General features: G+C 68.5%; 19 protein-coding genes and 1 tRNA gene. 11 read left to right on the forward strand and 9 right to left on the reverse strand.

Annotated features, from left to right (window positions below):
• Positions 1-3: 3 nt before the first annotated feature.
• From ACZ5R1_RS17070 to nirB, 3 genes are all read right to left on the reverse strand, one after another.
• A complete protein-coding gene (locus ACZ5R1_RS17070; RefSeq protein WP_007159560.1) occupies positions 4-213 on the reverse strand; it encodes a hypothetical protein in 210 nt (69 codons plus the stop codon).
• Between the two features lie 263 nt (positions 214-476).
• Positions 477-833 (reverse strand): nitrite reductase small subunit NirD, encoded by a 357-nt coding sequence (gene nirD, locus ACZ5R1_RS17075; protein ID WP_027597116.1) that lies wholly within the window; start codon positions 831-833, stop codon positions 477-479.
• Between the two features lie 2 nt (positions 834-835).
• Positions 836-3,385, reverse strand: a complete 2,550-nt coding sequence (gene nirB, locus ACZ5R1_RS17080; protein ID WP_181084143.1) for a nitrite reductase large subunit NirB — start codon at positions 3,383-3,385, stop codon at positions 836-838.
• Between the two features lie 581 nt (positions 3,386-3,966).
• Here nirB and ACZ5R1_RS17085 point away from each other — a divergent pair.
• Positions 3,967-7,995, forward strand: coding sequence for a molybdopterin-dependent oxidoreductase (locus tag ACZ5R1_RS17085; RefSeq protein ID WP_464712590.1), 4,029 nt, complete (start codon positions 3,967-3,969; stop codon positions 7,993-7,995).
• 9 nt (positions 7,996-8,004) lie between these two features.
• On the opposite strand, the gene ACZ5R1_RS17090 is transcribed toward ACZ5R1_RS17085, so the two are convergent.
• Positions 8,005-8,613, reverse strand: coding sequence for a TetR/AcrR family transcriptional regulator (locus ACZ5R1_RS17090; RefSeq protein ID WP_464712591.1), 609 nt, complete (start codon positions 8,611-8,613; stop codon positions 8,005-8,007).
• A 145-nt stretch (positions 8,614-8,758) separates the two neighbouring features.
• Here ACZ5R1_RS17090 and ACZ5R1_RS17095 point away from each other — a divergent pair, with 145 nt between their 5' ends.
• The gene (locus ACZ5R1_RS17095) at positions 8,759-9,769 is read left to right on the forward strand and encodes a hypothetical protein (protein ID WP_464712592.1); all 1,011 of its coding nucleotides are present in this window, start codon (positions 8,759-8,761) and stop codon (positions 9,767-9,769) included.
• A gap of 10 nt (positions 9,770-9,779) precedes the next feature.
• On the opposite strand, the gene ACZ5R1_RS17100 is transcribed toward ACZ5R1_RS17095, so the two are convergent.
• From ACZ5R1_RS17100 to ACZ5R1_RS17110, 3 genes are all read right to left on the reverse strand, one after another.
• Positions 9,780-9,875 (reverse strand) — tRNA-Sec (locus tag ACZ5R1_RS17100).
• Positions 9,876-9,884: 9 nt separating this feature from the next.
• Positions 9,885-11,798 carry a selenocysteine-specific translation elongation factor gene (gene selB, locus ACZ5R1_RS17105; RefSeq protein ID WP_313594230.1) on the reverse strand — a complete coding sequence of 638 codons (1,914 nt, stop codon included), beginning with the start codon at positions 11,796-11,798 and terminating at the stop codon, positions 9,885-9,887.
• A gap of 89 nt (positions 11,799-11,887) precedes the next feature.
• Positions 11,888-12,775 carry a LysR family transcriptional regulator gene (locus ACZ5R1_RS17110; RefSeq protein WP_464712593.1) on the reverse strand — a complete coding sequence of 296 codons (888 nt, stop codon included), beginning with the start codon at positions 12,773-12,775 and terminating at the stop codon, positions 11,888-11,890.
• A 110-nt stretch (positions 12,776-12,885) separates the two neighbouring features.
• Between ACZ5R1_RS17110 and ACZ5R1_RS17115 the strand changes: the two genes are divergently transcribed.
• Positions 12,886-13,872, forward strand: a complete 987-nt coding sequence (locus tag ACZ5R1_RS17115; protein ID WP_464712594.1) for an aldo/keto reductase — start codon at positions 12,886-12,888, stop codon at positions 13,870-13,872.
• A gap of 45 nt (positions 13,873-13,917) precedes the next feature.
• Here the strand turns inward: ACZ5R1_RS17115 and ACZ5R1_RS17120 are convergent, their stop codons facing one another.
• Complete coding sequence (locus ACZ5R1_RS17120; protein ID WP_007159569.1) at positions 13,918-14,226, reverse strand: DUF2288 family protein; 309 nt, start codon at positions 14,224-14,226, stop codon at positions 13,918-13,920.
• A gap of 214 nt (positions 14,227-14,440) precedes the next feature.
• Here ACZ5R1_RS17120 and ACZ5R1_RS17125 point away from each other — a divergent pair, with 214 nt between their 5' ends.
• The 5 genes from ACZ5R1_RS17125 (at position 14,441) to ACZ5R1_RS17145 (ending at position 19,330) form a co-directional block, all read left to right on the forward strand.
• Positions 14,441-15,562, forward strand: coding sequence for a branched-chain amino acid ABC transporter substrate-binding protein (locus ACZ5R1_RS17125; RefSeq protein ID WP_007159570.1), 1,122 nt, complete (start codon positions 14,441-14,443; stop codon positions 15,560-15,562).
• Positions 15,563-15,676: 114 nt separating this feature from the next.
• Positions 15,677-16,600, forward strand: coding sequence for a high-affinity branched-chain amino acid ABC transporter permease LivH (gene livH / locus ACZ5R1_RS17130; RefSeq protein ID WP_007159571.1), 924 nt, complete (start codon positions 15,677-15,679; stop codon positions 16,598-16,600).
• Entirely contained in the window at positions 16,597-17,853 is a 1,257-nt protein-coding gene (locus ACZ5R1_RS17135) for a high-affinity branched-chain amino acid ABC transporter permease LivM (protein WP_007159572.1), read from the forward strand. Before livH ends, ACZ5R1_RS17135 begins: the two co-directional genes overlap by 4 nt.
• Positions 17,850-18,617: a high-affinity branched-chain amino acid ABC transporter ATP-binding protein LivG gene (gene livG, locus ACZ5R1_RS17140; RefSeq protein WP_007159573.1), complete on the forward strand. Its 768-nt coding sequence runs from the start codon at positions 17,850-17,852 to the stop codon at positions 18,615-18,617. The genes ACZ5R1_RS17135 and livG overlap by 4 nt, the downstream gene beginning before the upstream one ends.
• Positions 18,618-18,628: 11 nt before the next feature.
• A complete protein-coding gene (locus ACZ5R1_RS17145; protein WP_007159574.1) occupies positions 18,629-19,330 on the forward strand; it encodes an ABC transporter ATP-binding protein in 702 nt (233 codons plus the stop codon).
• A gap of 767 nt (positions 19,331-20,097) precedes the next feature.
• Here the strand turns inward: ACZ5R1_RS17145 and ACZ5R1_RS17150 are convergent.
• Positions 20,098-21,009, reverse strand: a complete 912-nt coding sequence (locus ACZ5R1_RS17150; protein ID WP_464712595.1) for a LysR family transcriptional regulator — start codon at positions 21,007-21,009, stop codon at positions 20,098-20,100.
• Positions 21,010-21,107: 98 nt separating this feature from the next.
• Here ACZ5R1_RS17150 and ACZ5R1_RS17155 point away from each other — a divergent pair, with 98 nt between their 5' ends.
• The 3 genes from ACZ5R1_RS17155 to ACZ5R1_RS17165 all read left to right on the forward strand — a co-directional run bounded on the left by ACZ5R1_RS17155 (position 21,108) and on the right by ACZ5R1_RS17165 (position 25,188).
• Positions 21,108-21,707: a short chain dehydrogenase gene (locus ACZ5R1_RS17155; RefSeq protein ID WP_464712596.1), complete on the forward strand. Its 600-nt coding sequence runs from the start codon at positions 21,108-21,110 to the stop codon at positions 21,705-21,707.
• Positions 21,708-21,766: 59 nt separating this feature from the next.
• Positions 21,767-22,447 (forward strand): membrane protein, encoded by a 681-nt coding sequence (locus tag ACZ5R1_RS17160; protein WP_027602537.1) that lies wholly within the window; start codon positions 21,767-21,769, stop codon positions 22,445-22,447.
• Between the two features lie 260 nt (positions 22,448-22,707).
• Positions 22,708-25,188, forward strand: coding sequence for a bifunctional diguanylate cyclase/phosphodiesterase (locus tag ACZ5R1_RS17165; RefSeq protein ID WP_464712597.1), 2,481 nt, complete (start codon positions 22,708-22,710; stop codon positions 25,186-25,188).
• Positions 25,189-25,195 lie beyond the last annotated feature (7 nt).

Below are 25,195 nucleotides of genomic sequence, written 5' to 3' on the forward strand. Positions count from 1 at the left end.
GACCTAGAGGCGCTCCAGCCACCCCAGATCGCCCCCGCGGGCCGGTACCGGATAGCAGCCATAGGGCGCATAGCCATGGGTACAGACCGGATCGGCGCGCAGCGTGGGTTCGCCCACCGGTTGCGCGCGCCAGCCCTCCAGCAGGGCGATGGCGGCCAGGGCCAGAAGCAAGGCGATGAACAGCGCGGAGCGAATTGTTCTTGTCAGGCGCATGACGACCTCCCGCGAGGCGATTGCCAAGATCGGCAGACAGCGTCCCCGCTCCTTGAGTATCGACCCTTGGAAGTCATTTCGCCGCCCCGCGCAGCTCCCGATTGCGCAAAGCTGCACTGCGGTGGGTGCAACAGTGGGCTAGGGCGAAGGGTGGAGATCCCGGACAAGGCCGCGCCGTTGTCCAGGCTACGCATGAAGCCCCGCCCCACTCCGGACTGCCCCCTCTCCCGCCGGGAGAGGGTTGGGGTGAGGGTCGAGCCGCGTCAGGCGATCTCCACCTGCTCGCCGTTCAGCCGCACCGCCCAGGTGGGCAGGGCCTGCTCGGGGTACTCCAGGCAGCCGCCGTCCGCCAGGCGGAAGTGCTGCTTGTACAGCGGCGAGGCGATCACCAGATCCGGGCCCAGCTGGCCGACGATGCCGCGGCCGATGACGTTGGCGCCGGACTTGGGGTCGCGGTTGCCCACGGCGAAGACCTTCTGCTCGGTGTCGGGCAGGTAGAACAGCGCCACCTGCTCGCCCTCGTGCAGGGCCACCACGCCGGACTGGGGCACCAGGTCGGCCAGGCTGCACAGGGGTTGCCAGCGGGGTTCCAGGGCACGCGCGGTAGTGGTCTGGGTCATGGTCAGGCCTCCTCGGTCAGGTTGATCAGGTGCAGTTCGCCGTGGCGCGCCGGCCGACGCTGGCCACGCTCCTTGACGAAATGGATGTCCGGGTCGCTGCCGCGCTGGTTGACGAAGGTACGGAAGCGCTTGAGCTTGTCCGGGTCGTTCAGGGCGTTGGCCCATTCGCATTCGTAGCGATCCACCACCAGCTGCATCTGGGCTTCCAGCTCGGCGCCCAGGCCCAGGCTGTCCTCGATGATCACCTGCTTGAGGTAATCCAGCCCACCCTCCAGCGACTCGCGCCACACCGAGGTGCGCTGCAGGCGGTCGGCGGTGCGGATGTAGAACATCAGCAGGCGGTCGATGTAGCGGATCAGCGTCTCGTCGTCGAGGTCGGTGGCGAACAGCTCGGCGTGGCGCGGGCGCATGCCGCCATTGCCGCAGACATAGAGGTTCCAGCCGTTCTCGGTGGCGATCACGCCGATGTCCTTGCTCTGGGCCTCGGCGCACTCGCGGGTGCAGCCGCTGACCGCGAACTTGAGCTTGTGCGGGGCGCGCAGGCCCTTGTAGCGGTGCTCGATGTCCAGTGCCATCTTGACGCTGTCCTGCACCCCGTAGCGGCACCAGGTACTGCCGACGCAGCTCTTCACCGTGCGGGTCGACTTGCCGTAGGCATGACCGGTCTCGAAGCCGGCGGCGATCAGCTCGCCCCAGATGTCCGGCAGCTCGTGCAGCTGGGCGCCGAACAGGTCGATGCGCTGGCCGCCGGTGATCTTGGTGTAGAGGTCGTATTTCTTCGCCACCTGGCCGATGGCGATCAGGCCTTCCGGGCTGATCTCGCCGCCCGGAATGCGCGGCACCACCGAGTAGGTGCCGTTCTTCTGCATGTTGGCCATGAAGGTGTCGTTGGTGTCCTGCAGCGGCACCAGGTGCGGATCGGTGATGGAACCGTTCCAGCAGGACGCCAGGATGGAGCCCACCGCCGGCTTGCAGATGTCGCAACCATGGTGGCCGCGGCCGTGGCGCGCTAGGAGCTCGTCGAAACTCTGGATGCCTTCCACCCGCACCAGGTGATAGAGCTCCTGGCGGGTATGGGCGAAGTGTTCGCAGAGACTCTTGTCGACCTCGACGCCCCGGGCGATCAGCTCGTGCTCGAACACCTGCTTGACCAGCGCCGCGCAGCCGCCGCAACCGGTGGCGGCCTTGGTGCAGCTCTTGATGCCGGCAAGGTCCGTGCAACCGGCGTCGATGGCGGCGCAGACCGCGCCCTTGGTGACGTTGTGGCAGGAACAGAGGGTGGCGGTGGCCGGCAAGGCATCGGCGCCCAGGGTCGGGGCGCCCTCGCCCACCGGCATGATCAGGCTGGCCGGATCCTGGGGCAGCGGGATGCCGTTCTGGGCGTATTGCAGCAGGGTGTCGTAGTAGCTGTTGTCGCCCACCAGCACGGCGCCGAGGACGTGCTTGCCATCGGCGGACACCACCAGGCGGCGGTAGCTGGCGCTGGCTTCGTCGATGTAGCGATAGCTGCGCGCGCCGGGCGTGGCGCCGTGGGCATCACCGATGGAGCCCACGTCCACGCCCAGCAGCTTGAGCTTGGTGGACATGTCGGCGCCGGTGAAGGGCGTGGCCTGACCGTGGCAGAGGGTGGCGGCCACCAGGCGCGCCATCTGGTAGCCCGGGGCGACCAGGCCGAAGATGCTGCCGTTCCAGGCGGCGCACTCGCCGATGGCATGGATGAAGGGGTCGCTGGTCAGGCAGCCGTTGTCCACGGCCACCCCGCCGCGGGCGCCGAGTTCCAGGCCGCAGCCGCGGGCCAGGGCGTCCTGGGGGCGGATGCCGGCGGAAAACAGGATCAGGTCGGTCTCGAGGAAATCCTCGCCGGCGAAGTTCATGCGGTAGCGGTACTCGCTGCCGGCGGTGATGTTCTGGGTGGCCTTGGACAGGTGCACGCCCACGCCCAGGTCCTCGATGCGCTGGCGCAGGGCGGCGCCGCCGAGGTCGTCCAGCTGTACCGGCATCAGCCGCGGGGCGAATTCCACCACATGGGCTTCCAGGCCCAGGGATTTCAGCGCATTGGCCGCTTCCAGGCCGAGCAGGCCACCACCCACGACCACGCCGCGGCGTGCCCGGGCGGCGGCCAGGCGGATGGTGTCCAGGTCGTCCAGGGTGCGATAGACCAGGCGCGAATCGCCCTCGGCGCCCTCGATGGGCGGCACGAAGGGATAGGAACCGGTGGCCAGCACCAGGCGGTCGTAGCCAAAGGCGCCCTCGGGGGTCAGCACCTCGCGCTGCTCGCGGTCGATGGCGGTCACCGCGCAGCCCAGGTGCAGCACCAGGCCGGGCACGGCATAGAGGCCGGCTTCGCTCATGGCCAGGGATTCGGCATCGCGACCGGCGAAGTACTCGGAGAGATGGACCCGGTCATAGGCGCGCTGGCGCTCTTCGCCGAAGACATGGATCTCGTAGTGGTCCAGGGCGCCGGCCGCCAGCAGCTGCTCGACGAGGTGATGGCCGACCATGCCGTTGCCGACGACGATCAGGCGTTCTTTGCGGGTCACGATGCTGTTCATGGAGGCTATCCCCCGGCCGAGGCCAATCAGGTTGATTCGCGGCAAATAAAAAGGCGCCTGAAACCTTGCGGTCTCAGGCGCCTTTGCCTGTTCTAGTAGGGAGGAGCCCTTGGCTCTGCTCCGTGCCCGTCGCCTGCAGTGGCTGTCGATCGCCGTTGATCGACCGGGCGACCCGAATGGGCGGGTCTGCCAGAGCTTCTGCATCGGTTGTGCCAGTTTCATCGGCTCGCCCGCAGATCGGCCACTGGCGCGGGCTGCAGCCCGCCAAGCGGCTTGCCGGCGCCGGTCCGGACGGCTGCCGACTGGAACCACAACGGTGCAAGGCAGGGTCGGACTGCCCTGTCCCGGCGCATCTCGACCGCCAGGGCAGCGACCCCGCCAGGCGCCACCGCCACCCCGCCAGGCCAACAGCCATGCGCTCCCCGCGCGCACCGGACCAAGCTGGCGCGAGCCTTGCTAAATCCCTGGCATGGAGCGGTCAACGTCGATCGCCCCCTTCACGACAAAGGCGCCGTGTTCGCCTCCCTCCGGGGAGCGCGACCGGCGCCTTTTCGCTTTCTGGTTTTCGAAGGATCCTTGCCATGACCACTACCCACTTCAAGAGCGTCTGCCCCTACTGCGGCGTCGGCTGCGGGATCGTCATGCAGGTGGAAGACGGTCGGGTCACCAAGGTCAGCGGCGATCGCGACCACCCCGCCAACCGCGGCCGCCTCTGCACCAAGGGCAGCACCAGCCACCAGGCGCTGGCGGACAGCGGACGCATGGAGCAGGCCTATGTCCGCCACGACCGCTCCCACGAACCGGTGCAGACCGGACTGGAGCAGGCCGTCGCCGTCACCGCCGAGCGCCTGCGCGCCATTCTCGACCGCGACGGACCCGACGCCATCGCCTTCTATGTCTCCGGGCAGATGTCGCTGGAGGCCCAGTACCTGGCGAGCAAGCTGGCACGGGGCTTCATCGGCACCAACCAGCTCGAATCCAATTCCCGCCTGTGCATGGCCAGTGCCGGCACCGGCTACAAGCTGTCCCTCGGCGCCGACGGTCCGCCCGGTTCCTATGACGACCTCGACCGCGCCGACCTCTTCCTGGTCAGCGGCGCCAACATGGCCGACTGTCATCCCATCCTCTTCCTGCGGCTGCTGGACCGGATCAAGCGCGGCGCCCGGCTGATCGTCGTCGATCCCCGGCGCACCGCCACCGCCGAGAAGGCCGATCTCTTCCTGCAACTGCGTCCGGGCACCGATCTGCTGCTGCTCAATGGCCTCCTGCATCTGCTGCACGCCGAGGGCTATCTGGACGAAGCCTTCATCGCCGCCCATACCGAGGGCTGGGCGGCCATGCCGGCCTTTCTCGCCGACTACAGCCCGGCGCGCGTGGCCGCCGGGACCGGGCTGGCCGAGGCGGACATCCGCACCGCGGCGCGCTGGATCGGCGAGGCCGGTGAATGGACCAGTCTCTGGACCATGGGCCTGAACCAGAGCACCCACGGCACCTGGAGCACCAACGCCCTGTGCAACCTGCACCTGGCCACCGGCAAGATCTGCCGCCCCGGCAGCGGCCCCTTCTCCCTGACCGGCCAGCCCAATGCCATGGGCGGACGCGAGATGGGCTACATGGGGCCCGGCCTGCCCGGCCAGCGCAGCCTGCTGTCCGCCGCCGACCGCGCCTTCGTCGAGCGTGCCTGGAAGATTCCGGAAGGCACCCTGCACACCCGCCTGGGCCAGGGCACCGTCGCCCTGTTCGAGGACCTGGCCGCCGGCACCGTGAAGGCCTGCTGGATCATCTGCACCAATCCGGTGGCCAGCGTGGCCAATCGCGACACGGTCATCCGCGGGCTGCAGGCCGCCGAACTGGTGATCACCCAGGACGCCTTTCTCGACACCGAGACCAACCGCTACGCCGACATCCTCCTGCCCGGCGCGCTCTGGGCCGAGGCCGACGGAGTGATGATCAACTCCGAGCGCAACCTGACCCTGGCCCCCCAGGCCGTCACCCCGCCCGGCGCGGCCCGCGCCGACTGGCAAATCATCGCCGACGTGGCCTGCGCCCTGGGCTATGGCGAACACTTCACCTACGCCTCGGCCGCCGATGTGTTCGACGAGATCAGGCAGTTCCACAACCCCCAGACCGGCTACGACATCCGTGGCGCCAGCCATGCCCGGTTGCGCGAGACGCCGCTGCAATGGCCCTGCCCCAGCGCAGCGAGCGATCCGCGCCAGCCGATCCGCTATCGCAACGACGGCCGCAGCCAGACCCTGCGCCTGGATGAGACCGGCGAACCCACCGCGCTCAACTTCGCCACCCCCAGCGGCAAGGCGCAATTCTTCGCTCGCCCGCACCTAGACCCGGCGGAGCTGCCCGATGCCGACTACCCCTTCGTGCTCAACACCGGGCGTCTGCAGCACCAGTGGCATACGCTCACCAAGACCGGCAAGATCGCCGCGCTGAATCGCCTCAATCCGGCGCCCTTCGTCGAGGTACATCCCCAGGACGCCCAGGCGCTGGGGCTCAGTACGGGCGATCGCCTGGAAATCACCTCGCGGCGCGGTCGCGCGGTGCTGCCGGTGACGATCAGCGACCGGGTCCAGCCCGGCAACTGCTTCGCCCCCTTCCACTGGGCCGACGTCCAGGGCAGCGACCTGGCCATCAATGCCGTCACCAGCGACGCCGTCGATCCGCTCTCGCTGCAACCGGAACTCAAGGTCTGCGCGGTGCGCCTGACCCGGGTCGCCACCATCCCCCACCGCCAGCTGCCGGCCGACGAGCCGGTCACCGAGAGCGTCCAGCAACCCGCCCTGGCGCGGCTGGCCGATCTCACCGGGGTCGCCACCGCGGTACGGCCCCAGCTCAGCGCGGCCGAGCGCACCTACCTGGCCGGCTTTATGGACGGCCTGCGCGACGGTGGCGCCCAGGGCGTGCCCTGCCTGCCGGCCCAGGCGCCGCTGGCCGCCGACACCCGGCTCTGGCTCGATGGCCTGCTCGCCGGGCTGTTCAGCCGCCTGCCGCAAAGCCAGAGCGCCAGCCTGCCCCAGGCCGCTACCGCGCCGGCCGATCTGGTGGTGCTCTGGGCGTCCCAGACCGGCAACGCCGAAGCCCTGGCCGAGCGCTGCGTCGCCCGCCTGTGCCAGGCCGGTCTCACCGTCGAATTGCACGACATGGCCGCCTATGCCGTGGAACGCCTGCGCGGTGCCCGCCGCGTCCTGCTGGTGAGCAGCACCTTTGGCGACGGCGAGGCCCCGGACAATGGCCAGGCCTTCTGGCAGGGCCTCGGTCGCCTCGATGCCTCCCTCGCCGAGCTGGACTACGCCGTGCTGGCCCTGGGCGATTCCACCTACGAGCAATTCTGCGGCCACGGCCAGCGCCTCGACGCCCGCCTGGCCGAACTCGGCGCCCGCCGCCTCTGCGCACGGCTCGACTGCGATGCCGACGGTCACGACCGCGCCGACACCTGGCTGGCCGGGCTTCAAAAGCTGCTATCGCCTGCCGCGAGCAGCATCGTCGCCAGTACCGCCACGGCGAATCGCCCAGCCCCGACGCCGGCGCGGCTGGTCGTCAATCAAAGACTCAACGGCGCCGGCTCCAATAAGGAGGTCCGGCTGTTCGGCTTCGAAAGCGAGCAGCCACTGGATTACCAGGCCGGCGACGCCCTCAGCGTCCGGGCGCGCAACTGTCCAGAGCTGGTCGAGGAAATCCTCACCCTGGCCGGACTCGACGGTGAACAGCCGGTCACGGTGCCCAAGGTCGGCGAGCTGTCTCTGCGCCAGGCACTGGCCGAGCACTACGAGATCGCCCGCCCCAGCCACGAAATCCTGGCCCTGGTGGCCGAACGCAGCGGCCATGCCGACTGCCGCGCCCTGCTGGCGGCCCGCGACGAACTAAAAAGCTGGCTGTGGGGCCGACAACTGGCCGACGTCCTGGCTAGCTTCCCCGCTCGTCTCGCCGCCGAGGAATTGCTCGCCAGTCTCAAGCGCCTGCAGCCACGCCTCTATTCCATCGCCTCCAGCCCCCTGGCCCACTCCGGCCAGGTGCACCTCACCGTCTCGGCGGTGCGCTATGGCACCCGCAAGGGGGTGGCCTCCACCTTCCTCGCCGATCGCCTGCAAGACGCCACCACCGAGGTGCTTATCCAGCCCGCGCGCCACTTCCGCCTGCCGGAGCAAGGCGACGTGCCCCTGATCATGATCGGCCCCGGCACCGGCATCGCGCCCTTCCGCGGCTTTCTCCACGAGCGCCGTGCCCGTGGCGATAGCGGCCGCAACTGGCTGTTCTTTGGCGAACAGCACGCCGCCCAGGACTTCTACTACCGCGACGAACTGGCCGCCTTCCAGCACGACGGCACCCTGAGCGAACTGAGCCTGGCCTTCTCCCGCGACCAGGCCGAGAAGATCTATGTGCAGGATCGCCTGAGAGAACGCGGCGCCGAGGTCTGGCGCTGGCTGCAGGACGGCGCCCGCGTCTATGTCTGCGGCGATGCCAGCCGCATGGCCAAGGACGTCGACCAGGCGCTGCGCCAGGTGGTGGCCAACCACGGCGGCCTCAGCGACGAGGCCGCGGCCGACTATGTGCGCGGGATGAGCGAGCAGAAGCGCTATCTGAAGGATGTCTACTAGCGCCAGTCGCTACAGCACCGCGCGCACCAGGCGGGTAAAGGCCTCGATGGCCTCGCGCTCGCCCAGCGCCCCGCGCACCACGGCCGCGGCTAGGGCCTCGCCGGCGCCGACCAGGCCGATGCAGGACACCTGCAACTCCGCGGCGGACCTCGTGCTGTGCGGCGTGAGCACCGCCGCCACCATCCGGGTGCCGTGCTCCAGCAACTCCTGATACACCGCGGTCTTTTCCTCGCTCCCTGCCAGGGCCGCCGCCAGCACGCCGACCTCGCCCTGCATGTCGGTCACGCAACGGATGTAGCCCTCGGCCAGCGCCGCGGTGGCCTCTTCGGCGCTCTGCTGCCGGGCCGTCATGGCCTGGCGAAAGGCATCCATCTGCGCCAGATCGAGCCAGCGATAGAGTTCGATGAGCAGTCCCGAGCGGGTACCGAAATGCTCGTAGACGACCGGCTTGGAGACGCCTGCCTGTACGGCCAGATAGCCCAGGGTCAGGCGATCCGCGCCCTCTTCCCGGACGATGAGCCGCGCTGTTTCCAGCAATTTCTGACGCCGCGCCGCCTTAGAAAGACGCCGCCCGGCACCATCGGAGATCGGTTTTTCAGGGGTGGATCGCTCTGCCATTGGTCACGTCTTCTTGCAAACCTACTAAAGGTAGGTTAATCCTGATTTAGAACCTACTCTTGGTAGGTTAACGCGGGGAGCAGCTGCTGGCCAGCTGGCGGTGCGGTCTCCGCGATCTCAGCACTGCAGCCACGAGGACAGCATCATGCCACTGCAACCCATACTCTTTGCCGGCGGTTCGGGCACGGTAGGCCGCCAGGCCGTCCACTGGTTCCGCCAGCGCCAGCCTGACTGGCCGCTGCTGGTGGGGGGCCGCAACCTCGCCACGGCCGAGGACGTCGCCCAGGCCGCCGGCCAGGCCCGAGCGGTGGGCCTGGATCTCGACCAGCCGGGGCTGGGACTGGATCCCGCCCTCACCCCGGCAGCCATCATCATGCTGGCACCGGATCAGGCCCTGCACGGCCTGCGTCTCGCCCAGCGCCTGGGCATCCCCTATCTCAATGCCAACACCGGCGTCACCGAATTGGGGCCGGAAGTCGCCCAGTTCATGCACCACCCCGGCGCCCATGCCCTGGTGCTGTCCAGTCACTGGGCTTCGGGCGCCACCCTGGCGCTGGCGCTCGATCTCGCCCGCCGCTTCACCCGGGTCGCGGCCATCGGGGTGGAGGTCTTGCTGGATGAGGAAGATCCGGCCGGTCCCCTGGCCTGGGAAGACATGGAACGGGTGCACAGCTCGGCGCCCGCGGCCTTGGCGTTTCGGCATGGGCGCCGCCACTGGCTGAGCGGTGCCGACCTGCAGGGCAGCGTCACGGCGCTGGACGGTCGCACGCTGGCCGCCACGGCCTTTGGCTCCATTGATCTGTTGAGCCTCTGGGCCACCACCGCCGCGCCGGAGCTCCGCTTCGACATCGCCATGGGCGAGTCCTCCAGCCGGCGGCGGGGCGCGGAAACGGCGGCCGAGATCGCGGTCAGGGTGACCGGTGAGAGGGACGGCCAGACCACCACCGCACGGTCCGTGCTGGAATTCAGCCAGGGGCAAGCCTCGCTGACCGCTCTCGGGCTGGTGCTGTCGCTGGAGCGGGCGCTGGGCCTGGTGGGCGGTAGACCGCTGCCGGCAGGTCTCTATATGCCCGAACAGCTCTGGGCGGCCGACTGGTTTCTGCAGGAGTTGCAGCGGGAGGGCGCGGTGCTCCATCACTCGGTGGACGGGCACTGAGCTCAGGAAATGGCGGAAGGCAGTGGGAGTCGAACCCACCCGGGAACGGCTGCCGTCCCCAACCGGGTTTGAAGCCCGGCCACGCCACCGGGCGTGATTGCCTTCCTCTGTTGCGCTAGCCCTCGGCGGCGCGGGCCCAGGCGCTGTCCGGGCGGACCCGGCGCTCGTCGCCGAAGCGACGGGTGAAACCGATGCGATCCAGGCATTCGAGGATCTGGATGCTGCGCTTGCGACCGATGCCGAGGGCATCGCGAAAGGCCGCGGCGCGAATGATCCCTGCTTCGCGCTCCAGGCGCAATGCCTCACTGGCCGCGGCTTCCAGACTCGCTTGGGGATAGAAGAGATCCTTGACCACCTGGGTCAGTTCCCCCAGCCGGGCCAGTTTGCGCAGCAACAGGCGCACCTCGGCCTCGGGCTGACCCAGGCTCTTGGCGAGATCGCGGGTCCAGGGCGGATCGAAGCGCTGGGCCTCCAGCAGCGGCCAGAGCCGGGCCTTGAGCCCCTCCTCCGCTTCGGTGAGGCGTACCCGGTGATCGGGTAGGTGCAGCCAGGGACCGCTGCTCTGCAAGTGTCCCTCGGCCAGGGCCGTCTCCAGCAGCGCCAGATAGACGGGCCGCTCCAGTTCCGGCGCGGCGATGCGGCGCAGGCGATCCCGATCCGGACCCAGTTCGTCGGGTTGCTCCTGGTGAAAGGTAGCCAGCGCCACGCCCAGGCGCTCGAGTGCCGCCTGCCACAGAGCCGCCGCGAACAGCCGCGGACCGACCCGCGTGTCCACCCTCAGGGTGTCGGCGGGCAACTGCCAGTCGCCTTCGGGGCGGTTGAATTGCCGGGCCAGCAGTCGCGGATCGAGACCGCCCGCGGCCTGGGCCAGGAGTTCGGGCAGGGCTTCCTCCAGGCCGCCCTGCCGCAGCGCCTGGAGTTGCGCCAGGCGCTGCGGGGTGCGGCGATGGCGGGCCGGGGCGAAGGGATCGAGCAGCCGCGCACCGCCCAGGGTGCGCTGGGCGGACTGGTCGCGCAGCACCAGGCGATCACCGTGCACCCCGTGCAAAGGCGCATTGAGCACCAGCTGCGCCAGGGCCGTGGCACCCGGGGCGAGGCTGTCCCCTTCCAGCAGGGCGACGCGCCCGGTGAGATCCTGGGCGCCCAGGTGCACGTGCACCGGCGTCCAGTGCGTCAGGTTGCGCGCCTCGCCGGGCAGCAGGCGCAGCTCCACGTCGATGCGGGTGGTGGGCGCGTGCAGCGCCTCGGCCACCAGCCAGTCGCCGCGGGCGAGGCTGTCGGTGCTCAGGCGCTCGCCCGCCAGATTGAGCGATACGCGCTGACCGGCCTGGGCGGTTTCTGCCGCGCGATTCTGCGCATGCAGCCCCCGCACCCGCAGGCGCTGGCCGCGCGGGGTGAGGATGAGCTCGTCGCCAACGGCCACCTGGCCGGCGAAGGCGGTGCCGGTGACCACCACCCCGGCCCCGGCGACGCTGAACACCCGATCCACCGCCAGGCGAAAGCCACCGCGGACGTTGCGCTGGCGCACCTGGTCCAGGGCCGCGAGCAAGGCGGCGCGCAACGCGGGGATACCGGCGCCGCTGGGGCTGGCCACCGGATACAGCGGCGCCCCGGCGAAGGGCCCGGCAGCCAGCAGCGCACTGACCTCCTGACCAACCTGCGCCAGCCGCTCGGCGTCCACCCGATCGGCTTTGGTCAGGGCCACCAGCAGCCGGGGAATGCCGAGCAATTCGAGGATCGCCAGGTGCTCGCGGGTCTGGGGCATGACGCCATCGTCGGCCGCCACCACCAGCAGGGCCAGATCCAGACCGCTGGCACCGGCCAGCATGTTGTGCACGAAGCGCTCGTGGCCGGGCACGTCGATGAAGCCGGTGAGGCCGCCGTCGCCCAGATCGGCATAGACATAGCCCAGGTCGATGGTGATGCCACGCGCCTGCTCTTCACGGCGGCGGTCACCGGCGACTCCGGTGAGGGCCTGGATCAGCGCCGTCTTGCCATGGTCGATGTGGCCGGCGGTGCCGATGATCATGGGGACGATACCAGGCGGGAGAACAGGGGCGTCATAGGGGCTCCAGGCGGCGGACTGGCGCTCAGGGTAGCGGCGCCCCGCGCGCCCGCCTAGCCGTGATGCTCGCGCAGGAAGGCCACGAAGGCGCGCAGCGGGGCTGGCAGCTGGCGGCGATCCGCGTAGTAGAGCCGCGGACCGGGAAAGGACGGGGACCAGTCCGCCAGCACTTCCACCAGGCGGCCGTCGGCCAGGGGCGCAGCCAGGTAGTCGGCGAAGGAATAGATGAGGCCGACGCCGTCGAGGGCGGCCTGCAGTTCCAGGTCGAGTGCCGAAGCCAGCAGGCGACTGCCCGGCGCGACGTTGATGACCTCGCTGCCGCGCTCGAAGCCCCACTGCGCCACCAGGCCACTGGCGAAGCGATGCCCGATGCAGGAATGCCGGACCAGGTCGGCGGGATGCGCCGGTACGCCATGCTGCTCCAGGTAGGCCGGGGTTCCGGCCACGGCGAATCTCTGGGTGACCGGGCCCAGCCGCACGCTGATCATGTCGGCTTCCAGGTGCTCGTCGTAGCGCACCCCGGCATCGAAACCAGCGGCGAGCACGTCGATCAGCCGGTCCTCGGCCACCACCTCCAGGCGAATGCCCGGATACCGGGCCAGGAAGGGGCCGATCAGCGGTGGCAGCAGCACCCGGGCGACGATGGTGGGCACATTGAGTCTCAGGCTGCCCACCGGACTTTCGCCCTCGGCATTGATCGCGTCCAGCGCGCCGCGCACCTCGCGCAGGGCCGGGGTAAGGCGTTCCAGCAGGCGCTGGCCGGCCGCGGTGGGGGTCACACTGCGGGTGGTGCGGTGCAGCAGCCGCACATCCAGTTCCCGCTCCAGCCGCCGCACCGCATCGCTCAGCGAAGAGGCGGCCACGCCACGCACATAGGCGGCGCCGCGAAAGCTGCGGGCCTCGGCCACGGCGGCGAAGGCCGCCAGGTCATCCAGATTCAAGGCGCCTCCATTGTACGGCTAGGCGAACAGGTCGTTGTGTCAGGACCGGATTATCGCACGGCACCCTGGCGACTAGAGTGAAGCCTCATCCATCTGACGAGGAATCCCTCATGCAACAGCGTCGCTTGGGCCAGCAGGGCCCCCTGGTATCCACGTTCGGTCTGGGCTGCATGGGCATGTCCGATCTCTATGGCGCCGCCGACCGTGGCGAGGCCATCGCCACGGTCCAGGCCGCCCTCGAACGCGGCGTCACCCTGTTCGACACCGGTGACTTCTATGGAATGGGCCACAACGAACTGCTCCTGGGCGAGGCCTTGCGCGGCCGCCGCGATAGTGCCCTGATCAGCGTCAAGTTCGGCGCCCTGCGCGGTCCGGGCGGCGAGTGGTTGGGCTACGACGCCCGGCCGGCGGCGATCAAGAATTTCGTCGCATACAGCCTCAAGCGCCTGGGCGTGGACCACATCGACATCTATCGCCCGGCGCGGCTGGATCGCCAGGTGCCCATCGAGGACACCATGGGCGCCCTCGCCGAGCTGGTGCAGGCGGGCTACATCCGCCACATCGGCCTCTCGGAAGTGGGCGCCCAGACCCTGCGGCGAGCGGCCGCGGTGCACCCGGTCTGCGACCTGCAGATCGAGTATTCGCTGGTCTCGCGCGGCATCGAGGCCGAGATCCTGCCGACCTGCCGCGACCTGGGCATCGGCATCACCGCCTATGGCGTGCTCTCCCGCGGCCTGCTCAGCGGTCACTGGCGCCACCCCTCGGGCAGCGGCGACTTTCGCGCCCTCAGTCCGCGCTTCCAGCCGGGCAACGTGGAGCGCAACCTGGCGCTGGTAGAAGGCCTGAAGCAATTCGCCGAACGCCGCGGCACCACCCCGGCCCGGCTGGCGGTGGCCTGGGTCGCCGCCCAGGGCGAGGACATCGTGCCTTTAATCGGAGCCCGCCGCCGCGCTCAGCTCGACGAATCCCTCGGTGCGCTGGAGGTGACGCTGAGCGATGCGGATCGCGCCGAACTGGAACGCCTGCTGCCGCCAGGCGCGGTGGCCGGCGATCGCTACGGCGAACATCAGCTGCGCGATCTCGACAGCGAACGCTGAACCACCCCCGGCAACAACGGCCCGCCTTGCGCGGGCCTTTGCGTTTCAGCGCTCGGCCGGACGCTCCTGCATCAGCACCCAGGGCGCCACCACCACCGCCCACAGCGCCACCGCGGGCGCTTCCAGCCGGCGCCGCGCGCGCTCTTCGTCGACCTTGGCCAGCTGACCCTGCTGCAGCCACAGACCCACTCGGGCGGCATCGTCCTGGGTCACGGCGATGGCCGCCTCGATCAGGTCCAGCTCGGGCGCCACTTCCAGCAGCACGCCCCGCGCAAAATGCGGTTGCAATTCTTCCCAGCCGATGGCGGCCGTCTGCCCGAGCAGGGTGGCGTAGCGCGTTGCGTGATCGGTCATGGTGCGGGCCTCGCGAAAAGGGCGGATTCTACCGTCGCCCTCCCCGCTTGCCGAGCGCCCGGACGCACGGTCGACAAGCCCGACAAGTTGTCGTCGCCAGCTTTCCAAGACGAACAGACGGTGATTAAACTGCGCGGCGCGTCATAAAGAACAAAATCGGCACATTTTCGCTTCCAACTGCCTCATTAATAAAAGCATTCCGAGTGGAGCACTCATGAAAAAGGCAACTCTGCGTTTCTCCCGCTTGGTCGCGGCCCTGGCCCTGGCCGGCATGGCCAGCCACACCCTGGCAGCCGACACCCTGAAGATCGGTCTGGCCGGCCCCAAGACCGGTCCGGTCGCCCAGTACGGTGACATGGAGTTCATTGGTGCCCAGATGGCCATCGAGCAGATCAACAAGGCCGGCGGCGTCAAGGGCAAGCAGCTCGAAGGCGTGATCTACGACGACGCCTGCGATCCCAAGCAGGCCGTGGCGGTTGCCAACAAGATCGTCAACGATGGCGTCAAGTTCGTCGTCGGCCACCTCTGCTCCAGCTCCACCCAGCCTGCCTCCGACATCTATGAGGACGAAGGCATCCTGATGGTGACCCCGGCGGCCACCAGCCCCGACATCACCAACCGTGGCTACAAGCTGATCTTCCGCACCATCGGCCTGGACAACATGCAGGGCCCGACCGCCGGCAAGTTCATCGTCGAGCACGTCAAGCCGAAGATCGTCGCGGTCATCCACGACAAGCAGCAGTACGGCGAAGGCATCGCCACCGCGGTCAAGCAGACCCTGGACAAGGCCGGCGTCAAGGTCGCCGTGTTCGAGGGCATCAACTCCGGCGACAAGGACTTCTCCTCGCTGATCGCCAAGCTCAAGCAGGCCAACGTCGACTTCGTCTACTACGGCGGCTACCACCCCGAGCTGGGCCTGATCCTGCGTCAGGCGGCCGAGAAGGGCCTGACCGCCAAGTTCATGGGTCCGGAAGGCGTGGGCAACAGCTCCATCTCCGCCATCGCCGGCAAGGCCTCCGAAGGCCTGCTGGTCACCCTGCCGCGCTCCTTCGACCAGGATCCCAAGAACCAGGCCCTGGTGCAGGCGTTCAAGGACAAGAAGCAGGATCCGAGCGGTCCCTTCGTGTTCCCCTCCTACGCCGCCGTGCAGGTCATCGCCGAAGGCATCGCCAAGGCGGGCGACGAGAAGCCCGAGGATGTGGCCAAGGCGCTGCGCAGCAACACCTTCAACACCCCCACCGGCGAGCTGGCGTTCGACGAAAAAGGCGACCTGAAGAACTTCGAGTTCGTGGTCTACGAATGGCACGCCGACGGCACCAAGACTGAAGCCAAGTAAGCCCTGCCTGTAACACCGGAGCCCACCGCCAACGGCGGTGGGCTTCGTTTATCCGCCTCCATCCGAGGCCTGGGACCTGCACCAGAAGTGCACTTGGGTCCCCTGGAGACACCCATGCCCGAGTTCTACCACTACCTGCAACAGCTGGTGAACGGCCTCACGGTCGGCAGCACCTATGCCCTGATCGCCATCGGCTACACCATGGTCTACGGCATCATCGGCATGATCAACTTCGCCCATGGCGAGGTGTACATGATCGGCTCCTACGTGGCTTTCATCGCCATCGCCGGCCTCGCCATGCTGGGCATCCACAGCCTGCCCATCGTCATGCTCGCCGCCTTCGGCGCCAGCATCATCATCGCCAGTGCTTACGGCTACAGCATCGAACGCATCGCCTATCGCCCCCTGCGCGGCGGTAACCGGCTGATCCCGCTGATCTCGGCGATCGGCATGTCGATCTTCCTGCAGAACTGGGTGCTGCTGGCCCAGGACTCCAAGGACAAGTCGATCCCCAACCTGCTGCCGGGCAACTTCATCATCGGCACCGACGCCATGAACGGCGTGGTGATCTCCTATGTGCAGGTGCTGATCTTCATCGTCACCCTGCTCACCATGTTCGGCCTGACCTGGTTCATCTCCCGCTCCCGCCTGGGCCGCGCCTGCCGCGCCTGCGCCGAGGACATCAAGATGGCCAACCTGCTGGGCATCAACACCAACGGCATCATCGCCCTGACCTTCGTCATCGGCGCCACCCTGGCCGCCGTGGCCGCGGTGCTGCTGGGCATCCAGTACGGCGTGATCAACCCGAGCCTGGGTTTCCTGGCCGGCATCAAGGCCTTTACCGCCGCCGTGCTCGGTGGCATCGGCAGCATCCCCGGCGCCATGCTCGGCGGCCTGGTGCTGGGCGTGGCCGAGGCCTTTGGCGCCGACGTCTTCGGTGACCAGTACAAGGACGTGGTGGCCTTCAGCCTGCTGGTGCTGGTGCTGCTGTTCCGCCCCACCGGCATCCTCGGTCGTCCAGAGGTGGAAAAGGTATGAGTGCCCGTCTGCGAACCGCCTTCTTCAGCGCCCTGCTGGTGCTGGCCGTCGCCTATCCCATCCTCGGCCTCAAGCTGGAGACGGTGGGCGTCAACCTCGAAGTGCACGGCGCCACGCCGCGCACCCTCTGGATCGTGGCCCTGGCCGCGGTGCTGATGTTCGTCTGGCAACTGGTGCGCGACCAGGTCACCGCCGGCTGGCGCCGCAGCGGCGGCCTGCCGTTGCCGGCCACCGGCCTGGGCACCAAGCTGACCGAACCCAAGACCCAGCGCTGGGTGATCCTCGGCCTGGTGCTGGTCGCCCTGGTGTGGCCCTTCTATGGCTCGCGCGGCGCGGTGGACATCGCCACCCTGATCCTGATCTACGTGATGCTCGGCCTCGGCCTGAACATCGTGGTGGGCCTGGCCGGTCTGCTCGACCTGGGCTACGTCGGCTTCTATGCCGTCGGCGCCTACACCTACGCCATGCTCTCCCACTACTATGGCCTGGGCTTCTGGGTGTGCCTGCCGCTGGCGGGGCTGATGGCGGCGCTGTTCGGCTTCCTGCTCGGCTTCCCGGTGCTGCGCCTGCGCGGCGACTACCTGGCCATCGTCACCCTGGGCTTCGGCGAGATCATCCGCATCCTCTTGCGCAACCTCACCGAATGGACCGGCGGCCCCAACGGCATCAGTGGCATCGACAAGCCGACCCTGTTCGGCCTGACCTTCGAACGCCGCGCACCTGAGGGCATGACGCCCTTCCACGAGTACTTCGGCATCCCCTACAACTCCGAATACAAGGTGATCTTCCTCTACCTGATCGCCCTGCTGCTGGTGCTGCTGACCCTGTTCGTGATCAATCGCCTCCTGCGCATGCCCATCGGTCGCGCCTGGGAAGCCCTGCGCGAAGACGAGATCGCCTGCCGCGCCCTGGGGCTGAACCCCACGCTGATCAAGCTCTCGGCCTTTACCCTGGGCGCCTGCTTCGCCGGTTTCGCCGGCAGCTTCTTCGCCGCCCGCCAGGGCCTGGTGTCGCCGGAATCCTTCACCTTCATCGAATCGGCCATCATCCTGGCCATCGTGGTGCTGGGCGGCATGGGTTCCCAGCTCGGCGTGATCCTCGCGGCCATCGTGATGATCCTCTTGCCGGAGCTGATGCGCGAATTCAGCGAATACCGCATGTTGATGTTCGGCCTGCTGATGGTCGTGATGATGATCTGGCGTCCGCAAGGCCTGCTCCCGATGCAACGCCCGCACCTGGAGTTGCGCAAATGAGCCAAGCCCTTCTCGATGTCTCCGGCCTGTCCATGAGGTTCGGCGGCCTGCTGGCCGTCAACGGCGTCAACATCCGTGTGGAACAGGGCCAGGTGGTCTCGCTGATCGGTCCCAACGGCGCCGGCAAGACCACGGTGTTCAACTGCCTGACCGGCTTCTACCGGCCCAGCGGCGGCGAGATCCTCCTGCGCGGCGAGGCCATCCAGGGCCTGCCCGGGCACAAGATCGCCCGCAAGGGCGTGGTGCGCACCTTCCAGAACGTCCGCCTGTTCAAGGAAATGACTGCGGTGGAGAACCTGCTGGTGGCCCAGCATCGCCACCTCAACACCGGCTTCCTGGCCGGGCTGTTCAAGACCCCGGCCTTTCGCAAGAGCGAAGCCGAGGCCATGGACTACGCGCGTTTCTGGCTGGAGCAGGTCAATCTCACCGAGTTCGCCAACCGTAACGCCGGCAATCTCGCCTACGGTCAGCAGCGCCGCCTGGAAATCGCCCGCTGCATGATGACCCGCCCGCAGATCCTCATGCTCGACGAGCCGGCCGCCGGCCTCAACCCGCGCGAGACCGAGGACCTCAAGGCGCTCATCGCCCTGCTGCGCGCCGAGCACGGCGTCACCGTGCTCTTGATCGAGCACGACATGCACCTGGTAATGAGCATTTCCGACCACATCGTGGTGATCAACCAGGGTACCCCCCTGGCCGACGGGACGCCGGAGCAGATCCGCAACAACCCCGACGTGATCAAGGCCTACCTGGGCGAATCCTGATGGAGACCTCCATGCTGCAGTTCGACAACGTCTCCACCTTCTACGGCAAGATCCAGGCGCTGCATGGCGTCAGCGTGCAGGTGAACCGGGGCGAGATCGTCACCCTGATCGGCGCCAACGGCGCCGGCAAGTCCACCCTGCTGATGACCCTCTGCGGTACCCCGCGCGCCCATGGCGGCAGCATCCGCTACGAAGGCGAGGAACTGGTCGGCCAGGAAACCGCGCAGATCATGCGCAAGGGCATCGCCGTCGTACCGGAAGGCCGCCGGGTGTTCGCCCGCCTGACCGTGGAAGAGAACCTGGCCATGGGCGGCTTCTTCACCGACAAGCACGCCTATGACCGCCAGCTGGAGAAGGTCCTCGGCCTCTTCCCGCGACTCAAGGAGCGCTATGCCCAGCGCGCCGGCACCATGTCCGGCGGCGAGCAGCAGATGCTCGCCATCGGCCGGGCGATGATGAGCGAGCCGCGCCTGCTGCTGCTCGACGAGCCCTCCCTGGGCCTGGCGCCCATCATCATCCAGCAGATCTTCGAGATCATCGAGCAACTGCGCCAGGATGGGGTGACGGTGTTCCTGGTCGAGCAGAACGCCAACCAGGCGCTCAAGCTGGCCGACCGCGGCTATGTGCTGGAGAACGGCCGCATCGTCATGCAGGACAGCGGCGCCGAACTGCTGGCCAACCCGGATGTGCGCAAGGCCTATCTGGGCGGTTGAGCATGCCGTCGCTGCCCGACACGCTTCAACCTCGGCGCGGCGAAGCCCAACGATGCCGTAGCGTGGAAAACGGTGCAGCCTTTCCACTGGGGCTTCACAGCGAAGCGCGCCCTCACCCCAACCCTCTCCCTCAGGGAGAGGGGGCTATCCATGCAACGCGTAGGTTGGGTTGAGACAGCTCCACTGTCGAAGCCCAACGGTGCCGTAGCGTGGAAAACGGCGCAGCCTTTTCCACTGGGGGCTCCACAGCGAAGCGCGCCCTCACCCCAGCCCTCGCCCGCAGGGAGAGGGGGCTGTCCATGCAACGCGTAGGTTGGGTTGAGACAGCTACACTGTCGAAGCCCAACGGTGCCGTAGCGTGGAAAACGGCGCAGCCTTTTCCACTGGGGCTTCACGGTGAAGGGTGCCCTCACCCCAGCCCTCTCCCATAGGGAGAGGGGGCGATCCATGCAGCGCGTAGGTTGGGTTGAGACAGCTCCATCGTCGAAGCCCAACAGTGCCGTAGCGTGGAAAACGGCGCAGCCTTTTCCACTGGGGGGTTTCGCAGCGAAGCGCGCCCTCACCCCAACCCTCTCCCGCGGGGAGAGGGGGCTTTCAACGCGTAGGTTGGGTTGAGACGGCTCCATCGTCGAAGCCCAATAGCACCGTAGCGTGGAAAACGGCGCAGCCTTTTCCACTGGGGTTTCGCGGCGAAGCGCGCTCTCACCCCAGCCCTCTCCCGCAGGGAGAGGGGCTGTCCGCACAGGCGTTGAGCACCATCGCCCCCGCTACCCCAACGCCTCCAACCGCTGCCGACTGCGCTCGAACCAGTCGTTCAGGGCTTCCGCCACCACTCTGGTGCGCTTCGGCAACCCACCCTGGTAGGGATGGACCAGAAACAGCGGCTGGCTGGGGGTGCGCCATTCCCGGAGCAGCCAGACCAGGGCGCCGCTGGCCAACTCTTCGTGCACCATGAATGACGGCAGCCGGGCGATGCCCTGCCCAGCCAGGGCCGCCTGCTTGAGCAGGCTGTAGTGGTTGCAGGAAAGACTGGGCTCCACCTGGACGCGGCTGAGCTGATGCTCACGGTGATAGAGCCAGACGTCGCCCTCGGCATAGTGACTGTTCACCAGGCAGCGATGGCCGAGCAGATCCTCGGGCACCCGGGGAACCTCGACCCCAGCCAGATAGGCCGGTGCCGCGCAGGTCACCTCCTGCATGGCGAACAGCGGCCGGGCGACCAGGCGTTCGTCCGGCTCCAGCCGGGCGCGGATCGCCAGGTCGAAGCCCTCGGCCACCAGGTCGCGGTAGCCGTTGTCCAGCACCAGATCCAGCTGGATGGCGGGATGGGCGGCGCGACAGGCCAGTAGCACCTCGAAAAAGGTGTAGCCCAGGGACACCGGCACGGTCAGGCGCACCGGGCCGACGGCTTGCTCCTGCAGCCGGGCCACGCTCTGCAGGGCCCGCTCGCGCTGGCGCACCAGGGCCTGGGCCTCCGGCAGCAGGGCACGACCGGCGGGAGTGGGATCGAGGCGTCGGGTGGTGCGGTGCAGCAGCTGGGTCTCCAGGCGCATCTCCAGCGCCCGGATGCGCTTGGACAGCTGGCCCTTGCTGCAGCCCAGGCGCTCGGCCGCGCGGGTGAAGCTGCCGCTGTCACAGAGGATGGCGAAGGCAGCGAGATCGGCGAAGTCGTCCTGCATCGTTTCCTCCTGGAAACACTGGATTGCCATTCAGGCGATTTATCCGGGCAATGGGCCATTCTAGGCTGAGGACTCCTTTCCCTTCACGGAGCCACCCCATGAAAATCATCCTCGTCGGCGCCAGCGGCACCCTGGGCAGCGCCATCGCCGAACGCCTGGGCAGCCGCCATGACCTGATCCGCGTCGGTCGCCGATCCGGCGACCTGCAGGTCGACATCACCCAACCCGAGTCCATCCGTGCCCTCTTCGCCCAGGTGGGTCGTTTCGACGCCCTGGTCAGCGCGGTGGGTTCGGTGACCTTCGCCCCCTTCACCGAGATGACGCCCGAGGCGTACCAGAAAGGCCTGCAGGACAAGCTCATGGGCCAGGTCAATCTGGTGCTGCTCGGCCAGCAGCAGGCCGCCGAGGGCGCCTCCTTTACCCTGACCACCGGCATCCTCAGCGAACAGCCCATCGCCCAGGGCAGCTCGGCGGCCATGGTCAACGCGGCGCTGGAAGGCTTCGTGCGCGGTGCGGCCATCGAGTTGCCCCACGGTCAGCGCCTCAACGCGGTCAGCCCGACGGTGCTGCAGGAGTCCCTGGGCCACTACGGTGATTTCTTCCGCAATTTTAAGGCGGTCAGCGGCGCCGAGGCCGCCCTGGCCTACGAACGCAGTGTGGAAGGACGAGAAACCGGCAAGACGTATCGCGTCTGGTAAGTCCTTGAGCTCGCGGCGCTGTCTGAGTAACGTGTGCCCACCTCAGTCGGAGTCCTGCGATGCCAGCGCCGCGTGCCATCTTTCCCCTAGCCCTGCTCGGCCTCCTCGGCGGCTGCAGCCTGTTCCAGAGCGACGACACCCCGCGTGCACCGGGCGGCGAGCGCCTGCAGGGCGATCTGCGCTGGAGCGGTGACCAGCTGCTGTTCCGCCCCTGCCAGGAACAGCGTTTCTTCGACGTCACCGACGCCAACAACACCGCCATCCTGCGCGATGCCCACGAACTGGCCGCCGACAGCGGCGCCGCTTCGCTGTTCGCCGACCTGCGCGGCAAGCTCAAGTCCGGCGGCCGCGATGGTGCCCAGGGCGTGTTCGCCGTCACCGATGTCTACCGCGTGCAATACAGCGGACCGGGTTGCAGCGATCCCAACTTCAAGCGCACCGCCATGAACGCCGGTGGCCATGGACCGGACTGGAGCGTCCAGGTCAGCAACCAGGGCATGCTGGTCAGCACCGCCGGCCAGCAGCGCCGCGCCCTGCCCTTCGTGCAGGAAGAATTGCCGGGCGGCATGCGCGCCCTGTCCAGCGAAGCCAATGGCGAGAAGGTCGAGCTGTGGATCAATCCGCGGCGCTGCGTGGACGGTCGCACCGGCACCGTGCAGTCACTGCAGGCCGAACTGCGCATCAATGGCCAGACCTGGCAGGGCTGCGCCTTCTATGGCGGAGCCGGCAACCCCACCTAACTCGGGCGTTCGCGCGATGCTTAGCGCGATCCCCTTGGCATCTCCCGCTTTACGTTTAGCGTCGCGCGCCCCAAGGGGCTAGTCTAGCGACGGCAAGGTTTCATCCGCTTCGCTTGGTCACTTCCGGGTTCCACCAGGCGAAGGCACAGGAACGCTCATCCAGCCAGGGTTCAGGCATGCCAACATCCCCAGCGTCTCGTAGCGCGCCTCCGCGCCGACGGGGCCATACCGTTCTCCTGCGGCTGTTCCCCGCGCTCTGCGTGCTGCTCCTGGGTCTCATCGGCCTGGGTTGCTATCTGCTGGTCGACAATGCCGTGCGCCAGGATGCCACCGTCGCCCAGCATACCGAGCGCGCCGTTGGCCGCACCTTCACGCGCCTCGACGAAGAGGTCGCCCGCAACCTGATCGACTACAGCAAATGGGACGAAGCCTATCGCCGCCTGCACCAGACACTGGACAGCGACTGGGCCTTCGAACAGGGCAATCTGGGCGAGTCCCTGTTCCAGGTCTATGGCTACGAGGGAGTGCTGGTGTTCGACGGTCAGGATCGGCCCCGCTATCGCCTGCTCGACGGCCAGCTCGCCGATCCCGCCGCCCCCTGGCTGCAGGGCGACATCGCCGGCCTGCTGGCCGCGGCGCGCAGCGCCGACGCCCGCGCCGGCAGCGTGTCCGGCGTGCTGACCGTGGCCGGGATGCCGGCGCTGGTGGCCGCCGCCGCCATCACCCCGGGCGACCAGGCCGGCGTTCGCCCCCAGGACGCGCCGGCCTCGGTACTGATCTTCGTCAATGTGCTCAGTCCGGCGCGGCTGGCGGCCCTGAGCGAAGCCAACAACCTGCCGCCGCTGAGCATCAGCGCCAACGGCGCCGGCAGCCGCGCCAGCTGGCAACTGCCGGGTTCCCGCTATCAGCTGACCTGGCGCCCACCGCGTCCGGGGCTGTGGCTGATGCAACAGACCCTGCCGCTGTTCGGCGGCGGGGTGCTGATCCTGCTGCTGGGGCTGATCTGGCTGTTTCGCCAGGCGCTGATCTCGATGCGCCAGCTGGATGCCCAGTACGATGACCTGCTGGCCAGCCGCAGCGAACTGGCCATCGGCGAGCGGCGCTTCCGCGACATCGCCGAGGCCACCTCGGACTGGCTGTGGGAGGTCGACGCCACGCTGCGCCTGGTCTATGTCTCGGATCGCTTCGCCGAGGTCACCGGGGAAGCCACCGAGCGCTGGCTCGGCCGGCCGCTCGCCGAATTGCTCACCCCCCATGCCGACACCCTGGCGCACTGGCTCGCCGGCCAGGCCCACGACCGCAAGCCACGACAGCCGCTGGTCTGCCACTACCTGGACGGCAACGGGCGCGAACGCACCTGCCGGGTGGCCGCCCGGGCCATTCCCGAAGGCGGCTATCGCGGCACCGTCACCGATCTCACCGACGAGATCGAGGCCCTGGCCCAGGTCCAGCACCTGTCCTGGCACGATCCCCTGACCGGCCTGCCCAACCGCCATCGTCTGCACCAGTTTCTCGCCACCCATCTGGAAGGCCCGGAGCCCCGCCCCCTGGCGCTGATCAGCCTGGACCTGGATAGATTCAAGACGGTCAACGACGCCCTCGGCCATGCCGCCGGCGATCAGGTCCTGCAGGAAGCGGCGCAGCGCCTGCGGCAGAACGTGACCGCCACCGACCTGGTGGCGCGCCTGGGCGGCGACGAATTCTGCGTGGTGCTCAGCGGCGATCGCGACCCCGCTGCCATCGCCGACCTCTGTCGGCGCCTGGTGGAGCAGTTGCGCCAACCCTTCCGCCTCGGCGAGCAGCGGGTCTTCATCGGCAGCAGCCTGGGCGTGGCCCTGGCGCCGCGGGATACCGGCATCCCGGCGGAATTGCTGCGCCTGGCCGACATCGCCCTCTACCAGGCCAAGGCCGCTGGCCGCGGCACCTGGCGCTTCCACGAACCGGCCATGAACGAGCAGGTGCTCCTGCGCCGGCAGCTGGAACAGGATCTGCGCCAGGCCCTGCGCGATGATCGGCTCAGTCTCTACTACCAGCCGCGCCGTTGCCTGGCCGATGGCAGCCTGCGCGGCTTCGAGGCGCTGGTGCGCTGGGAGCACCCGACCCAGGGCCTGCTGGAGCCGCTGGATTTCCTGGCCCTGGCCGAAGACGCCGGCCTCGGGCAGCGCCTGGGGCGCTGGGTGCTGGAGACCGCCTGCCACGACGCCCAGGGCTGGCCGGAACGCCTCTCGGTGTCGGTCAATCTGTCGCCGCAGCAATTCCACGCCAACGAAGATCCGGTGCAGACCGTGGCCGAGGCGCTCTACCAGAGCGGCCTGGCGGCCTCGCGCCTGGAGCTGGAACTCACCGAGCGAACCCTGCTGGATCCCGCCGCCGATGTGGCCAACACCCTGGGCGCGCTCAAGGGCCTGGGCGTGCGCCTGTGCCTGGACGACTTCGGGTCCGGCCTGTGCTCCCTGGCCTACCTGCGCCGCTATCCGCTGGACGGCATCCGCCTCGACCGCAGCTTGATCGCGCGGCACCGGCAAGCGCCGGAAGACAGCGCCCTGGTGCGGGCCATGATCGATCTCGGCCGCTCGCTGGGGCTGAGGGTGACCCTCAAGGGCGTGGAAGACGCCGAGCATCTGCGCCAGCTGCAGCACCTGCCGGCGGACGAGATCCAGGGCTTCCACTGCGGCGCGCCGCTACCGGCCGATCGGCTGGGCGCCTGGCTGGACGAAGGGGTGGCGGAGCCGTTGAGCTGAAGGGGTG

It is taken from the genome of Pseudomonas sp. Pso3 (genome assembly GCF_055393275.1).

Bases quoted from the DNA above. Each gene is read 5' to 3' on its own strand.
- ACZ5R1_RS17095 (WP_464712592.1), top strand. From the start codon at position 8,759: ATGCCACTGCAACCCATACTCTTTGCCGGCGGTTCGGGCACGGTAGGC.
- ACZ5R1_RS17125 (WP_007159570.1), top strand. From the start codon at position 14,441: ATGAAAAAGGCAACTCTGCGTTTCTCCCGCTTGGTCGCGGCCCTGGCC.
- ACZ5R1_RS17120 (WP_007159569.1), bottom strand. From the start codon at position 14,226: ATGACCGATCACGCAACGCGCTACGCCACCCTGCTCGGGCAGACGGCC.
- livG (WP_007159573.1), top strand. From the start codon at position 17,850: ATGAGCCAAGCCCTTCTCGATGTCTCCGGCCTGTCCATGAGGTTCGGC.
- ACZ5R1_RS17115 (WP_464712594.1), top strand. From the start codon at position 12,886: ATGCAACAGCGTCGCTTGGGCCAGCAGGGCCCCCTGGTATCCACGTTC.
- ACZ5R1_RS17160 (WP_027602537.1), top strand. From the start codon at position 21,767: ATGCCAGCGCCGCGTGCCATCTTTCCCCTAGCCCTGCTCGGCCTCCTC.
- ACZ5R1_RS17085 (WP_464712590.1), top strand. From the start codon at position 3,967: ATGACCACTACCCACTTCAAGAGCGTCTGCCCCTACTGCGGCGTCGGC.
- ACZ5R1_RS17135 (WP_007159572.1), top strand. From the start codon at position 16,597: ATGAGTGCCCGTCTGCGAACCGCCTTCTTCAGCGCCCTGCTGGTGCTG.
- nirB (WP_181084143.1), bottom strand. From the start codon at position 3,385: ATGAACAGCATCGTGACCCGCAAAGAACGCCTGATCGTCGTCGGCAAC.
- ACZ5R1_RS17145 (WP_007159574.1), top strand. From the start codon at position 18,629: ATGCTGCAGTTCGACAACGTCTCCACCTTCTACGGCAAGATCCAGGCG.
- livH (WP_007159571.1), top strand. From the start codon at position 15,677: ATGCCCGAGTTCTACCACTACCTGCAACAGCTGGTGAACGGCCTCACG.
- ACZ5R1_RS17070 (WP_007159560.1), bottom strand. From the start codon at position 213: ATGCGCCTGACAAGAACAATTCGCTCCGCGCTGTTCATCGCCTTGCTT.
- selB (WP_313594230.1), bottom strand. From the start codon at position 11,798: ATGATCATCGGCACCGCCGGCCACATCGACCATGGCAAGACGGCGCTG.
- ACZ5R1_RS17155 (WP_464712596.1), top strand. From the start codon at position 21,108: ATGAAAATCATCCTCGTCGGCGCCAGCGGCACCCTGGGCAGCGCCATC.
- ACZ5R1_RS17150 (WP_464712595.1), bottom strand. From the start codon at position 21,009: ATGCAGGACGACTTCGCCGATCTCGCTGCCTTCGCCATCCTCTGTGAC.
- nirD (WP_027597116.1), bottom strand. From the start codon at position 833: ATGACCCAGACCACTACCGCGCGTGCCCTGGAACCCCGCTGGCAACCC.
- ACZ5R1_RS17090 (WP_464712591.1), bottom strand. From the start codon at position 8,613: ATGGCAGAGCGATCCACCCCTGAAAAACCGATCTCCGATGGTGCCGGG.